We start from the raw sequence: 12928 nt of genomic DNA, 5'->3' as shown, positions 1-12928 counted from the left end.
CCACCCAGACCGCCGAGACCGCCGCCCAAGCCCCCGGGCCCCATCTGCTGGTCCAGCCCCGGCATCGCGGCGCCAAGGCCACCCTTGCCGAAAAGCGCGCCCAGCCCCTTGAGGCCGCCCATCTTCTTGATCTGCTTCATGGCCTTGGCCATTTCCTGGTGCATCTTCAGAAGCTTGTTGACGTCCTGCACCTGCGTGCCGGAACCCTTGGCGACGCGGATCTTGCGCTTGGCGTTGAGCAGTTCGGGCTTCTCGCGTTCCTTGGGCGTCATCGAACCGATGATCGCGTCCATGCGCAGCAGCACCTTGTCGTCCATGCCGGACTGCGCCATCGCCGCCTTGGCCTTCTTCATGCCCGGCATCATGCCCGCCAGCACACCAAGACCGCCCATGTTCTGCATCTGGCGCAACTGGGTGCGCAGGTCGTTCATGTCGAACTGACCCTTGGCCATGCGCTGGGCGAGCTTCTCGGCGTCTTCCGCCTGTATCGTCGCCGCCGCCTTCTCGACGATGGACACGATGTCGCCCATGCCGAGGATACGGCCAGCGACGCGCTCCGGATGGAACGGCTCGATCGCGTCCAGCTTTTCGCCGGTTGCGGCAAACTTGATCGGCTTGCCGGTAACGGCCCGCATCGACAGCGCCGCACCGCCACGCGCATCACCGTCCATGCGGGTGAGGATCACGCCGGTAAGATCGACTTCGCCCGAGAACGACTGTGCAACGTTGACCGCATCCTGGCCCGTCAGCGAGTCGACGACGAGCAGCGTTTCCTTCGGGGCCGAGACAGCGGCAACCGCCTTCATCTCGTCCATCAGCGCCTGATCGACGTGGAGTCGGCCTGCGGTGTCGAGCAGAAGGACGTCGACCGCCTGCAGCTTGGCCGCGTTCACGGCGCGGGTGGCGATGTCGACCGGCTGCTGCCCGGTGATGATCGGCAGCGTGGCAACGCCCGCCTGTTCGCCCAGAACGCGAAGCTGTTCCTGCGCCGCCGGACGATTGACGTCCAGCGAGGCCATCAGGACCTTCTTGCCCTGCTTTTCCTTCAGCAACTTGCCGATCTTGGCCGTGCTGGTGGTCTTGCCCGACCCCTGCAGGCCGACCATCATGATCACAACGGGCGGCGCGGCGTTCAGGTCAAGCTCGGCCGTGCCGCCACCAAGCATCTCGACCAGCGCATCGTTGACGATCTTGACGACCTGCTGGCCGGGCGTGACCGACTTCAGGACCGACTGGCCAACGGCTTGCTCCGAAACGGAGTCAATAAATCGGCGAACGACGGGAAGGGCAACGTCGGCCTCAAGCAACGCGATCCGCACTTCGCGCATCGCCGCAAGGACATCTTCCTCACGCAGCGCGCCGCGGCCACGCAGGCGATCGAATACGCCTCCAAGCCGGTCTGAAAGACTGTCGAACACGCGCAATTCCCATCATCATGCCCTTGATCGGGAACCACTTTCGCGTAACGCGAAAAACGCCGGTGGGCGAAACCTCGCCGACCAGCGTGTGGCATCCTGAACAGGGGCCGTTGTCGAATCCGCAAGACGCAATGGCGCTCGCAGGCCTGCCCCTTAGCCTCGCTTTGCCCGCAAGGCAAGCAGCTTGGGCCGATTGGCCACCCGGCCTGCTGTCCGCCCGCAACGCCTGCCCTGCGTAAGAAACAGTCCTTAACCAAAATTTCAGGACGTTCCCTTAGCCATGGCCCTGACGGAATCGGGCCGCAGGACATGCGGCAGAGATGAAAGCGGGGGCATGGCGACAGCGCCTATCAAGTTCAACGAGCCGGATGCCACAAGCATCGCGCTCAAGGACCGGCGAGATCACGACATCGTGGGTCTCGGCGTCATCATTGCAGCCGTGCTGCTCTTCGTGGCGAACGGCTCATCCGTGCTGCGCGATTTCCTGCATTCACTCGCGACGGGCGCAAGGCCGCAAGAACCGATGCTCGGCACCGCGCTTGTGCTCAATATCGCCCTCCTCCTGTTCGGTTGGCGGCGCTATGTCGATCTCACCCGCGAAGTCGGCCAGCGCCGAGTTGCCGAGGAAGTGGCCCACAGACTGGCCCATACCGACCCCCTCACCGGCTGCCTCAACCGCCGGAGTATCGGCCCTGCCCTGCAGGACATGATCCACACCGCCCGGGCCACCGGTCATGAGGTGGTGGCGATGATGATGGATCTCGACAACTTCAAGAAGTCGAACGATGCGCACGGCCACCAGGCTGGCGATGCCGTGCTGCTGCAGACCGCCGAACGGATTCGCGCGCTGTTGCCCGAGAAATCGATCATGGCGCGCCTTGGCGGCGACGAATTCGCCTTTGCCACCATTTACGATCCGGATCATGTCGAAGCCATCGACCGCCTGATGATCCGCCTGAACGCTTCGATCGCGCGCCCGGTGGAAATCGACGGACTCGCACTTGAAGTGACAGCCTCCATTGGCCTTGCCAACACGGGACCGGCCGACCCGAACGACGCCGGCACCCTGGCGGAACTGCTGATCCACCGCGCCGACCTGGCCATGTACCAGGCAAAGAAGGGCGGACGGAACCGCTACTACTGGTTCGAACAGAACATGGAGAGCGAACTGCGCTTCCGCAGCGAACTCGAACGCGGCATCCGCGAAGGTATTCCTCGCGGCGAATTCGTGCCCTATTACGAAAAGCAAGTCGATCTCGACACCGGCGAGCTGACCGGCTTCGAAATGCTTGCCCGCTGGAAGAGCCCCAGGCATGGCCTGCTCTCGCCCGAACTTTTCATTCCGATCGCAGAAGAAATCGGCCTGATCTCGGAGCTGTCGGAAAGCCTGATCCGTCAGGCGCTGCGCGATGCGCGCGAATGGGATCCTCGCCTCACTCTCTCGGTCAACATCTCGCCGCTGCAGCTGCGCGATCCGTGGTTTGCCCAGAAGCTGCTCAAGCTGCTGGTCGAAGCCAACTTCCCGCCGCACCGGCTCGACATCGAGATTACCGAGACATGCCTGCATGAAAACGTCGGCGTCGTGCGCACCCTGATCACCAGCCTGAAGAATCAAGGCATCCGCATCAGCCTCGACGATTTCGGCACCGGTTATTCGTCATTGGCGCAGCTGCGCACCCTGCCCTTCGACCGGATCAAGATCGACCGCTTCTTCGTCTCGACGCTCGGCAAGAGCAAGGACAGCGGTACCATCATCGAAGCGATCTCGTCGCTTGGGAAGGGCATGGACCTGCCGATCACTGCCGAAGGCATCGAAAGCCCGGAAGTGCTCGACGAACTGCGCAAATACGGCTCCTTCAAGGGCCAGGGCTATCTCTACGGTCAGCCTGAAGACGCAGACGCCGTACGGGCCCTGCTGGCCAGCCACAACCTGTTGCCCAGCGCCCCCGCGATCTCGGTCAACGAACTGCCCGAAATGCCGCGAGCGGCCACGGCCTGATTTTCGGCGAAATGATTGCCACGAGGCGCGGTAATCCCTAAGTCGCGCGCCATGCGCATTCCCTTCCGCAAGATGCATGGCCTCGGCAACGATTTCGTGGTGATCGACGCACGCGAGACGCCGGTGGCAATGACCACCCGCCGCGCCGCCGCGCTGGCCGACCGCCGCACCGGCGTTGGCTGCGACCAGCTCATCGTGCTCGAGCCGTCGCAGGCCGCCGACGTGCGCATGCGCATCTTCAACAACGACGGCGGCGAGGTCGAGGCTTGCGGCAATGCCAGCCGGGCTGTTGGACTTCTGCTCGGGGGCACGAACTCGATCGAGACCCTGGGTGGCCTGATCCGCTCCGAGGCGGGCGAGGATGGCGTGACCGTGGACATGGGCCTGCCCCGCTTTGGCTGGCAGGAGATACCCCTGAGTTATGCCATGGATACCCTGGAGTTGCCGCTTGGCTGGGAAGAGTTGGAAAATCCCGTCGGCGTCAATGTCGGCAACCCCCATGCGGTATTCTTCGTGCCTGATGCCGATGCGGTAGAGCTCGAAAGACTGGGCCCCATCATTGAAAACGATGCGGTTTTTCCCGAGCGCGTGAACGTCAATGTTGCCAGCGTGGTCGGCCCCGATCACCTCAGGCTGCGCGTGTGGGAGCGCGGTGCAGGCCTGACCCGCGCCTGCGGCACCGGCGCCTGCGCGACCGCCGTGGCAGCCATGCGTCGCAAGCTGACCGGCCGCAAGGTCCGCGTCGACCTGCCCGGCGGCCCCCTCACCATCGCCTGGCCGGAAGGCGGCTCGATCGAAATGACCGGTCCTGCCGCGCTGAGCTTCGAAGGCTCCTTCGAGGACGCTGATTTCCCCGCATGAGCGGACAGGTCGTCTCTCTCGGCTGCCGCCTCAACATTGCCGAAAGCGAGGCGATCAGCGGGTTTCTCGCTGATGGACCGCCGACCGTGGTCGTCAACTCCTGCGCCGTGACTGCCGAAGCCGTGCGCCAGTCACGCCGCGCAGTGCGCAGGCTGCGGCGAGAAAATCCCGATGCCCGGCTCGTGGTGACCGGCTGCGCCGCCACGATCGAGCAGGACGCCTTCGCCGGAATGGCCGAGGTCGATGCGGTGGTGCCAAATGCCGACAAGCTGAAGCCCGCCACATGGCGTCCCCACGAAGGCGGGGACCTCGGTGTTGCGACGGAACCTTCCGTAAACCGGCTGCGGCCCCTGCCTTCGCGGGGAAGCGGCACTTCTCACACACGCGCCTTTGTGCCGGTGCAGAACGGATGCGATCACGCCTGCACCTTCTGCATCATCCCGCAAGGCCGGGGGACCAGCGTTTCGCTCGTGACAGCAGCAGTCATCGAAGCGATCGCGCGGCTTGAGGGCGTCAACGAGGTGGTTCTGACGGGTGTCGATGTCACTTCATGGGGCGCGGACCTGCCCGGTAGCCCGCGGCTTGGTGATCTTGTCGCGGCGATCCTGCACGCTTTTCCCGCCCTGCCCCGTTTGCGGCTGTCCTCTCTCGACGGCGTGGAGATCGATCCGCTATTGTTCGAACTGATCACGCAGGAGGCGCGCGTGATGCCGCACGTCCACCTGTCCTTGCAGTCCGGCAACGACATGGTGCTCAAGCGGATGAAACGGCGGCACTCGCGCCATGACGCGATCGATCTGGTGCAGCGCTTGAAGGCGCGACGCCCAGGCATAGCAATCGGCGCCGACCTGATCGCAGGTTTTCCGACCGAGACGCCCGAAATGCACGCCGACAATGTCTCGATCGTGCGCGACTGCTCGGTCGTCCACGGCCACGTCTTCCCCTACTCCCCTCGTCCCGGCACGCCGGCAGCGCGCATGCCGCAAGTCGATCCCGTGCTCGTCAGGGAACGCGCGGCCGAAGTCCGGGCCGAAGTGGCCAGGCAACGCCGGGATTGGCTGCAGTCGCTCCTCGGCACGCCTGCGCAAGTCCTTGCCGAGCGCGACGGAACCGGCCATGCGGGACACTTTGCGACCTACCGCGTTCCGGAAGGCACTCCCGTCGGGAGCCTCGTCACGGTAACGCCGACCAGGATTTTTGAAGGAATACTCGAATGAGTGCCGAAACCGCCAGCCCCAGCTGGTCCGACCGCATCCTCGGCGGATTCCGCAAGACGTCCGAGCGGCTTGCCGAAAATCTCGGCGGGATCGTCGGCAGCAGCCGCCTGAGCGACGAGCAACTCGATGATATCGAGGACGCGCTGATCCTGTCCGACCTCGGCCCCCGTGCCGCCGCCCGCATCCGCGAACGCCTGAAAAGCGCCCGGTTCGAGAACGGCGTGGACGAACGGGGACTGAAGGAAGCAGTGGCCGAAGAGATCGCCGCGATCCTCCGCCCGGTTGCCAAGCCGCTGGAAATCGTGGCATTTCCTCGTCCGCAGGTGATCCTGGTGATCGGCGTCAACGGATCGGGCAAGACAACCACCATCGCCAAGCTTGCCCACCTGTTCCAGGAGCAGGACTACGGCGTGATGCTGGCAGCGGGCGACACCTTCCGTGCGGCGGCGATCGGCCAGCTCAAGGTATGGGCCGATCGCCTCGGCGTGCCCATCGTCACCGGCCCCGAGGGCGGCGACCCGGCTGCCATCGTGTTCGATGCGGTAAAGACCGCCACCGACACCGGCATCGACACCCTGATCGTCGATACCGCCGGCCGCCTCCAGAACAAGCGCGAGCTGATGGACGAACTGGCAAAGGTGCGCCGCGTGCTCGGCCGCCTCAATCCGGAAGCCCCGCATGACGTGGTGCTGGTGCTGGATGCCACCAACGGACAGAATGCGCTGCAGCAGATCGAGATCTTCAAGGAAGTGGCAGGGGTGACCGGCCTGATCATGACCAAGCTTGACGGCACCGCGCGTGGCGGCGTGCTGGTGGCGGCGGCGGAGCAGTACGGCTTGCCGATCCACGCGATCGGCGTGGGCGAAAAGATCGACGATCTGCGCCCGTTCGATCCCGACCTTGTCGCCAAGGTCATCGCAGGAGTGTTCCGGTGAGCGAGGCCCGAAAGAAGCCCAAATCGTCCTGGCTGAACCTGCTGGTCGATTACGGTCCGCTGCTCGTGTTCTTCCTCGCCTATCGCTACTTCAAGCGCGACAGTGGTGATGCCGGGCTGGCCGAGGTGGTGGCCGTTACCAAAGGCACTGCAGCCTTCATGGTCGCAACCGTCGTGGCTTTGATCGTCTCGAAGCTGCGGCTCGGCAAGATTTCGCCGATGCTGTGGCTGTCGACCGTGCTGATCCTCGGGTTCGGGACGCTGACTGTCCTGCTGGGCGATCCCTTCTGGATCCAGGTCAAGCCAACGGCGATATATCTGCTCTTTGCTGGCGTGCTGTTCGCTGGCCTTGCCAAGGGCAAGGCCATGCTGCGCTACCTGCTCGAAGCCGCATTCGATGGTCTGAACGAGGAAGGCTGGCTGAAGCTGTCGCGGAACTGGGCGTTCTTTTTCCTGTTCCTGGCCGGGCTGAATGAAGTCCTGCGGTACTTCTTCAATACGGCCAACGGCAACTTCGAAATCTGGCTGCAGGCAAAGCTCTGGGGTGTGACCTCACTGTCGTTCCTGTTCACGTTCGCCCAGATACCCATGCTGATGAAGCACGGGTTGGCAATGGACGAACAGACCGAGGTAGAACAGAACCCTCCGCACGACTGAGGCGCGCCTGTCCTTCCCGAAGAGGCTGGCAGCCCAACCCTAATTTTGTGTGACATTTGCGGCACGCTGCCTAATATGCGCGGCAACCGTGGGGGCATGGTCGTGCTCCTGCCATATGACGGTTGCACATAGGGGGAAATCACATGGCCAAATTCTTTGGCAATCTTCATCTCGTACTCGTAGTCGGTCTCGTCGCTGCCATTGCGGTGATGGTGGGCTACGGCGCATCCGCTCCGGTCGACGCCAACTCGGTGTTCCGCTGGCTCCACGCCTTCTTCGGCATCCTGTGGATCGGCTTACTCTACTACCTGAACTTCGTGCAGGTGCCGACCATGCCGAAGATCCCGGCCGAACAGAAGGGCGCGATCACGGGTCACATCGCACCCAAGGTGTTCTTCTTCTTCCGCTATGCCGCGCTGCTTACGGTCATCACCGGCCTCGTCATCGCGTTCGTGAACGGATACGGCCACCAGGCGATGACCTTCTCGGGCGAAGGCAACGTCAACATGATCGGCCTTGGCATGTGGCTGGCGCTGATCATGGCGTTCAACGTATGGTTCATCATCTGGCCCGCCCAGAAGAAGATTCTCGGCATCGTCGAGGCATCGGCTGAGGAAAAGGCTGCCGCCGCACCGCGCGCGCTGGCCGCAAGCCGCACCAATCTGCTGCTGTCGCTGCCGATGCTGTACTGCATGGTGAGCGCAAACCTTGGCTGATGGCTCTAGCCTTTGATGCGCTGGAACTGGGGCGCGGCATTCTCGGATGCCGCGCTCTTTTTCTGCGACGGGATACTAATGCGTGTTCATGCGTTGCCCCCTCAACCCGCACTGCGGGTACGACACCAAGGGGAGTAATTCACCACATGCGCAAGTTCACGATCCTCGCTGTCGCCGCGGCGACCGCCCTGACGCTTTCCGCTTGCTCGGAAAAGACGCAGGAAGCTGCCGAGACGACGGCGGAATCGGCCGGTAATGACGTTGCCAACGCTGCCGACAACGCAGCGGCCGCTACTGACGAGCTGGGTGACAAGGCCGCTGCTGCCGTCGACAACGCGGCCGCAAAGACCGACGAAATGGCCGACAAGGCAGCTGCAGCTACCAAGCAGGAAGCCGCCGAAGCCGAAGCCAGCCTTCACAACGAATCCGTGGCGGAAGCCAAGAAGGACTGATCTGAATTCCCGGGGCGGCAATGCCGCTCCGGGGTTCAACGGTATTGCAAGTCAGCCGGTGAAAAGACCGGAAAGCTTTTCAATGAGATGGGCCGACACGTACGGCTTGCTCAGAATTGGCCGATCGTTGAACGGCGCATCGACCGAACCATAACCCGTGGCGATGATGAACGGAACGTCTCGCGCGGCAAGCGCTTCTGCCAGTGACGAACCGGATTCCCCGGCAAGGTTCCAATCAAGTACCGCAGCGTCTATTCCGCCTGCGGCGATCACATCCAGCCCCTCGCTCACCCTGCCGACCGGACCCACAGGCATGGCGCCGTGATCCTCCAGGGTATCGCAAAGCATTGCCGCGACAATGAACTCGTCTTCAACGACCAGTATGCGTTTCCCGTCAATCATCTTGCGTCCCAGGAAATGGCCGGAAATGCGGCACTGCGATACGGCATCGTAACCCGGCCCTGTCATAGTCCAGATCGACGCGACCACCAAGCTGGCGAGGTATCGCTTCGGCCAACAGGCGCGAGCCGAAACCCTTGCGTTCCGGCATATTCACCTCAGGGCCACCGCTTTCGACCCAATCTATTACAACCATTTCGGAGTCATCGAGCGCCCAACGCACCGTCACTCGGCCGGTAAGGCCCGACAGCGCGCCGTATTTCATGGCGTTGGTAGCCAGTTCATGCAGGACCATGACCAGCGAAACAGTGGCATTGGCAGGCATGATCACTTCCGGCCCCGACACATCGAGCCGCATGTCATCGGCTCTGCAGATCAACAGCCCATGGTTCACGATATCGGCCAGCCGCGCTCCGGCCCAGTTTGTCCGGCTCAGGGCGTCGTGGGCTCCGGATAGCGCGGCAAGCCTGTCGCTGAATGTGCTGATGCGACCATCGGCTGCGCCTTCGCCACGAAACGTCTGATGAGCCATCGCCTGAACCACCATGAGCGTGTTCTTCACGCGATGATTCAGCTCGTCGACGAGCAGCTTGAGTTGCTCTTCCAGTTGCTTGCGCTCGGTAATGTCGATGCCGGTCGATTGGGCAACCGACCATGCGCCCGCATCATCGAATTCGAGGGCGTGATTGCGCCACAGCATCCACCGGGTCCCGCCCGCAGCTTCGAAACGGTTCTCTATGGTCAGTTCAGGCTGCGCAGGGGTCAGGTTGAGCAACATGGCGCGGACATGCGCCTGATCTTCACCCGTGACGAAATCCCACAGGTTCCGCCCCGTCAGTTCGTGCGGCTCGCGCCCCAAGGTTGCTGCGTAGGCGCGATTGACGAACAGGATCGTGCCGTCCGCCCGAAAACGGCAGACGGTTTCAAGCTGAGCATCGAGAATCTCGCGCAGAAGCGCGCTATCGGCCATGTGGGCGTCCCTGTTGCCACGTTGGGCAAGAAGTAACGGAATTCTCCCGAATTCCAATATCCGCTACTGAAAACCGGACGAACCGAAGCGGACCGTTCAAATCTTCAACTGACTGCCCAGTTCGACAACGCGGTTGGTGGGAAGCCGGAAGAACTCCATGGCGCTTGCCGCATTACGCAACATCCAGGCAAACAACTTCTCGCGCCACAAAGCCATGCCGGGCTTTTCCGAGGGGATGAGCGTCTGGCGCGAGAGGAAGAAGCTGGTCTTCATCATGTTGAACGGCTCGCCACACATGCTCACGCCCTTCAATGCGCCGGGCACGTCCGTCTCTTCGAGGAAGCCAAATCGAAGGTTCAGCCGGTAAAAGCCGTTGCCGAAGTCCTTGACCGAATAGCGATCGCCCTCGTCAACGTAGGGCACATCCTCGATCGAGACCGTGAGGATCACGACGCGCTCGTGCAGGACCTTGTTGTGCTTGATGTTGTGCAGCAGGGCCGAAGGGACGCCAGCGGCAGTCGACGCCATGAAGATCGCCGTGCCGGACACGCGCGCCGCGCTCGAATGGGCAGACTTTGTGAACACCTCAAGCGGGATCGTGCCTTCGGCCATGTTCTCCCGCATCAGGGCACGGCCACGCGACCATGTCGTCAACAGGGTGAAGATGGCAATGCCCATCACCAGCGGAACCCAGCCACCGTCGGGGATCTTGGTCATGTTCGCGCCAAGGTATGCCCCGTCGATCGCGAAGAACAAGGCCAGCATGACGACGGCCGCAGGAGCCTTCCAATGCCACAGCTTGAACAGCACAACGGCAAGAAGGAAGTTGTCGATCAGCATCGCACCGGTGACCGCGATGCCATAGGCGGCCGTGAGGTTCGACGAGCGCTGGAACACCAGCACCAGCAGGATCACCGCAATCATCAGCGCCCAGTTGATCACGGGGATGTAGATCTGGCCGGCCGCAGTGGAGGTGTGCTTGATCGTCATGCGCGGGATGAAACCAAGCTGGATCGCCTGCTGGGTCACCGAAAATGCGCCGGAGATCACTGCTTGCGAGGCGATCACGGCAGCGCAGGAGGCAATGAACAGCAGCGGCCACTGGAACCACTCTGGCGCAAGATAATAGAACGGGCTTTCGAGCGCCGCGGGATTGCGGATCAGCAGCGATGCCTGGCCGAGATAGTTGAGCACCAGCGCCGGAAGGACGAAGACCAGCCACGACATCCGGATCGGGCTGCGGCCAAAGTGGCCCATGTCTGCGTAAAGCGCCTCGGCACCGGTCACTGCAAGCACGGCGGCGCCCATGGCCAGGAAGCCTCGCCATGGGTCGGAGATGAACATGGTGACCGCGTGGTGGGGGCTGAGCGCGGTGATGACCTGAGGGTATTCAGCGATGCTGAAGCTCCCGAGCACCGCAATCGTGCCGAAATAGACCAGCATGATCGGCCCGAAGAACGCGGCAACCTTCTCGGTCCCGCGGCTCTGGATAAAGAACAGGCCAATCAGGATACCGACGACCAGCGGCACGATCAGCGGATGCATGTCAGGTCGGTAAACCGCGACGCCTTCGATCGCGCCCATTACCGAAACCGCCGGGGTGATCATGGAGTCACCATAGAACAGCGCGGTGGCGAACACCCCCAGAAGGATGATCCCCTTGCCCCAGCGCTTTCCATCCGTGTGCTGGTTGATCAGCGCAAGCAGTGCAAGGCTGCCGCCTTCGCCCTTGTTGTCGGCGCGCATGATGATCGAGACGTACTTGAACGTCACGATGATCATCATCGACCAGAACATCAGGCTGATGATGCCGTAGATGTGCAGCAGGTCGAGCGGGAGCTTGTGATGGCCGGCAAACGTATCGCGCAGCGCGTAAAGCGGGCTGGTACCGATATCGCCGAACACGACCCCGATGGCGCCGACAGCAAGTTTGAGCAGGGGGCCGTGCGAATGGCCGGGATGACCGTGCCCTGCGGAATGCGCAGGTGCGCTTCCACTGGCTGGTTCGGCATTGCTGACAGCATTACTCATGGCAACAGTGCCCCCGGCCTCATAGCCTTGATCGCGACCGCCGAAAGGGCGGCGCGGCGCGGCGCTTTAGCACTGCCCCAATGCCCCCGCAATGGGCTGGAACACGGGCGCGCGGGAGCCTAACGAACGGCATACGGGGCCGTTCCTCATCAGAAAATTCTGATTTTTATTCAGCAGCTTGACCAGATCCGCCAGCCTCTGCCGAGGGCACCGCAACCGGCGCTCCGGCAGTCGACGCGCCCGAGGTTGCGCCAAGCATCGAGTCGATGCGCTGGATTCGCTCCGAGAGATCGGCGCGATAGGGCGCGTCTGCAGGAGAACGCCGGAGCAGTTCGGCCCACATCGCGCGAGCATCGGCAAGCCTACCGGACTGGGCAAGTGCCAGCCCCATGAAGAACGGTGGGCCGGGATGATCCGGCGCAATCGCCGCGGCCTTCTGGAACGCGAACTGCGCTGCGGGAGTGATTATGCCATCGCTGTGACCGACCAGCGCATTGCCGAGCGATACCCACAAGTCTGCGTCCTGGGGGAACTGTTGCGTCCCCTTGCGCAAAACCTCCGCGGCCGCGCCGTATTGCCCCTGCCGGGCAAGTCCGTCTGCCAGGATCATCCAGCTCTGCCCCTGGGCAAACTGGTCACCCATCTGCTGGCGCTGCTTGACCAGAGCCTCGTCCGCGGCGCGCTTGTTCTCGATCGGCGCCTTGGGCGCGCCGGGCGCGCCCGGGTGGCCTTGCAGCGCATAGCCTGCGATCCCCACGAGCAACGCCGCGCCTGACAGTTCCCAGCCGGCACGCGGCATCTTCAACACGAAAGCCAACAGCACGAAGACGATCGCGGCAATCAGCAGGATCAGGACCCAGGTCATTGGCCGTTCTCCGGCTTGATGCTCCTGCGGAAGCGCCCCCGCAGCAGAACGGCAGCGAGGAGCAGAATGACGAGCGGTGCCGCAAACAGCGGCCACATGATCGGTTTGTTCTGCGGCGCGTAGCTGACGTAATCGCCATAGCGTTCAACCAGCCAGGCGCGAATGGCCTCGGGATCCTCGCCCGCCTTGATGCGGGTGCGGACCTGATGCCGCATGTCACCGGCCATCGGCGCATCGGAATCCGAAATGGCCTGGCTCTGGCACTTGAGGCAGCGCAGCGTTTCCATCAGCCGTTGTGCTTTGGCCTCCAGCGTCGGGTCTTCAAGCTGCTTGTAGGCATAAGGCGCAGGTGGCAGCTGATCCTGAGCGAACAGGGGCTGAGCCGCCAGCAACGCCACGATCATGAAGA

Annotated in this window: 13 protein-coding genes; 7 read left to right on the top strand and 6 right to left on the bottom strand. The window is 63.0% G+C overall.

Going from position 1 to position 12928, the window contains the following annotated elements; genetic code table 11:
* On the bottom strand, positions 1-1418 hold a 1418-nt coding region (ffh, locus tag NJ75_RS19405; RefSeq protein WP_039337487.1), incomplete at its 3' end, for a signal recognition particle protein.
* A 334-nt stretch (positions 1419-1752) separates the two neighbouring features.
* Here ffh and NJ75_RS19400 point away from each other — a divergent pair.
* The 7 genes from NJ75_RS19400 to NJ75_RS19370 all read left to right on the top strand — a co-directional run bounded on the left by NJ75_RS19400 (position 1753) and on the right by NJ75_RS19370 (position 8254).
* On the top strand, positions 1753-3417 hold the full coding sequence (locus tag NJ75_RS19400; RefSeq protein ID WP_052242664.1) for a putative bifunctional diguanylate cyclase/phosphodiesterase: 1665 nt from the start codon (positions 1753-1755) through the stop codon (positions 3415-3417).
* A 51-nt stretch (positions 3418-3468) separates the two neighbouring features.
* Positions 3469-4278 (top strand): diaminopimelate epimerase, encoded by an 810-nt coding sequence (gene dapF / locus NJ75_RS19395; RefSeq protein WP_039337485.1) that lies wholly within the window; start codon positions 3469-3471, stop codon positions 4276-4278.
* On the top strand, positions 4275-5495 hold the full coding sequence (locus NJ75_RS19390) for a MiaB/RimO family radical SAM methylthiotransferase (protein WP_039337483.1): 1221 nt from the start codon (positions 4275-4277) through the stop codon (positions 5493-5495). Before dapF ends, NJ75_RS19390 begins: the two co-directional genes overlap by 4 nt.
* Positions 5492-6430: a signal recognition particle-docking protein FtsY gene (ftsY, locus tag NJ75_RS19385; RefSeq protein ID WP_039337482.1), complete on the top strand. Its 939-nt coding sequence runs from the start codon at positions 5492-5494 to the stop codon at positions 6428-6430. Before NJ75_RS19390 ends, ftsY begins: the two co-directional genes overlap by 4 nt.
* Entirely contained in the window at positions 6427-7086 is a 660-nt protein-coding gene (locus NJ75_RS19380; RefSeq protein WP_039337479.1) for an inner membrane-spanning protein YciB, read from the top strand. Before ftsY ends, NJ75_RS19380 begins: the two co-directional genes overlap by 4 nt.
* A 143-nt stretch (positions 7087-7229) precedes the next feature.
* Positions 7230-7802: a urate hydroxylase PuuD gene (locus tag NJ75_RS19375; protein ID WP_039337478.1), complete on the top strand. Its 573-nt coding sequence runs from the start codon at positions 7230-7232 to the stop codon at positions 7800-7802.
* A gap of 146 nt (positions 7803-7948) precedes the next feature.
* Entirely contained in the window at positions 7949-8254 is a 306-nt protein-coding gene (locus NJ75_RS19370; RefSeq protein WP_039337476.1) for a hypothetical protein, read from the top strand.
* A gap of 51 nt (positions 8255-8305) precedes the next feature.
* Here the strand turns inward: NJ75_RS19370 and NJ75_RS19365 are convergent, their stop codons facing one another.
* The 5 genes from NJ75_RS19365 to NJ75_RS19345 all read right to left on the bottom strand — a co-directional run bounded on the left by NJ75_RS19365 (position 8306) and on the right by NJ75_RS19345 (position 12923).
* Positions 8306-8656: a response regulator gene (locus tag NJ75_RS19365; protein ID WP_039337474.1), complete on the bottom strand. Its 351-nt coding sequence runs from the start codon at positions 8654-8656 to the stop codon at positions 8306-8308.
* Positions 8649-9623 (bottom strand): sensor histidine kinase, encoded by a 975-nt coding sequence (locus tag NJ75_RS19360; protein ID WP_052242658.1) that lies wholly within the window; start codon positions 9621-9623, stop codon positions 8649-8651. The genes NJ75_RS19365 and NJ75_RS19360 overlap by 8 nt, the downstream gene beginning before the upstream one ends.
* 96 nt (positions 9624-9719) lie before the next feature.
* On the bottom strand, positions 9720-11654 hold the full coding sequence (locus NJ75_RS19355; RefSeq protein ID WP_039337473.1) for a potassium transporter Kup: 1935 nt from the start codon (positions 11652-11654) through the stop codon (positions 9720-9722).
* Between the two features lie 166 nt (positions 11655-11820).
* A complete protein-coding gene (locus NJ75_RS19350; RefSeq protein WP_039337471.1) occupies positions 11821-12519 on the bottom strand; it encodes a tetratricopeptide repeat protein in 699 nt (232 codons plus the stop codon).
* A complete protein-coding gene (locus tag NJ75_RS19345; protein WP_052242663.1) occupies positions 12516-12923 on the bottom strand; it encodes a cytochrome c-type biogenesis protein in 408 nt (135 codons plus the stop codon). Before NJ75_RS19345 ends, NJ75_RS19350 begins: the two co-directional genes overlap by 4 nt.
* Positions 12924-12928: the final 5 nt, after the last annotated feature.

This window comes from Novosphingobium subterraneum (assembly GCF_000807925.1).
Lineage (GTDB): Bacteria > Pseudomonadota > Alphaproteobacteria > Sphingomonadales > Sphingomonadaceae > Novosphingobium > Novosphingobium subterraneum.
Note: the sequence above shows the minus strand (reverse complement) of the source record. Positions and strands in the feature narration are given on the sequence as shown.

Excerpts from the sequence above, each read along its gene's own strand:
- NJ75_RS19350 (WP_039337471.1), bottom strand. The coding sequence starts at position 12,519 with ATGACCTGGGTCCTGATCCTGCTGATTGCCGCGATCGTCTTCGTGCTG.
- dapF (WP_039337485.1), top strand. The coding sequence starts at position 3,469 with ATGCGCATTCCCTTCCGCAAGATGCATGGCCTCGGCAACGATTTCGTG.
- NJ75_RS19365 (WP_039337474.1), bottom strand. The coding sequence starts at position 8,656 with ATGATTGACGGGAAACGCATACTGGTCGTTGAAGACGAGTTCATTGTC.
- NJ75_RS19390 (WP_039337483.1), top strand. The coding sequence starts at position 4,275 with ATGAGCGGACAGGTCGTCTCTCTCGGCTGCCGCCTCAACATTGCCGAA.
- ftsY (WP_039337482.1), top strand. The coding sequence starts at position 5,492 with ATGAGTGCCGAAACCGCCAGCCCCAGCTGGTCCGACCGCATCCTCGGC.
- NJ75_RS19375 (WP_039337478.1), top strand. The coding sequence starts at position 7,230 with ATGGCCAAATTCTTTGGCAATCTTCATCTCGTACTCGTAGTCGGTCTC.
- NJ75_RS19370 (WP_039337476.1), top strand. The coding sequence starts at position 7,949 with ATGCGCAAGTTCACGATCCTCGCTGTCGCCGCGGCGACCGCCCTGACG.
- NJ75_RS19360 (WP_052242658.1), bottom strand. The coding sequence starts at position 9,623 with ATGGCCGATAGCGCGCTTCTGCGCGAGATTCTCGATGCTCAGCTTGAA.
- NJ75_RS19345 (WP_052242663.1), bottom strand. The coding sequence starts at position 12,923 with ATGATCGTGGCGTTGCTGGCGGCTCAGCCCCTGTTCGCTCAGGATCAG.
- NJ75_RS19400 (WP_052242664.1), top strand. The coding sequence starts at position 1,753 with ATGGCGACAGCGCCTATCAAGTTCAACGAGCCGGATGCCACAAGCATC.
- NJ75_RS19355 (WP_039337473.1), bottom strand. The coding sequence starts at position 11,654 with ATGAGTAATGCTGTCAGCAATGCCGAACCAGCCAGTGGAAGCGCACCT.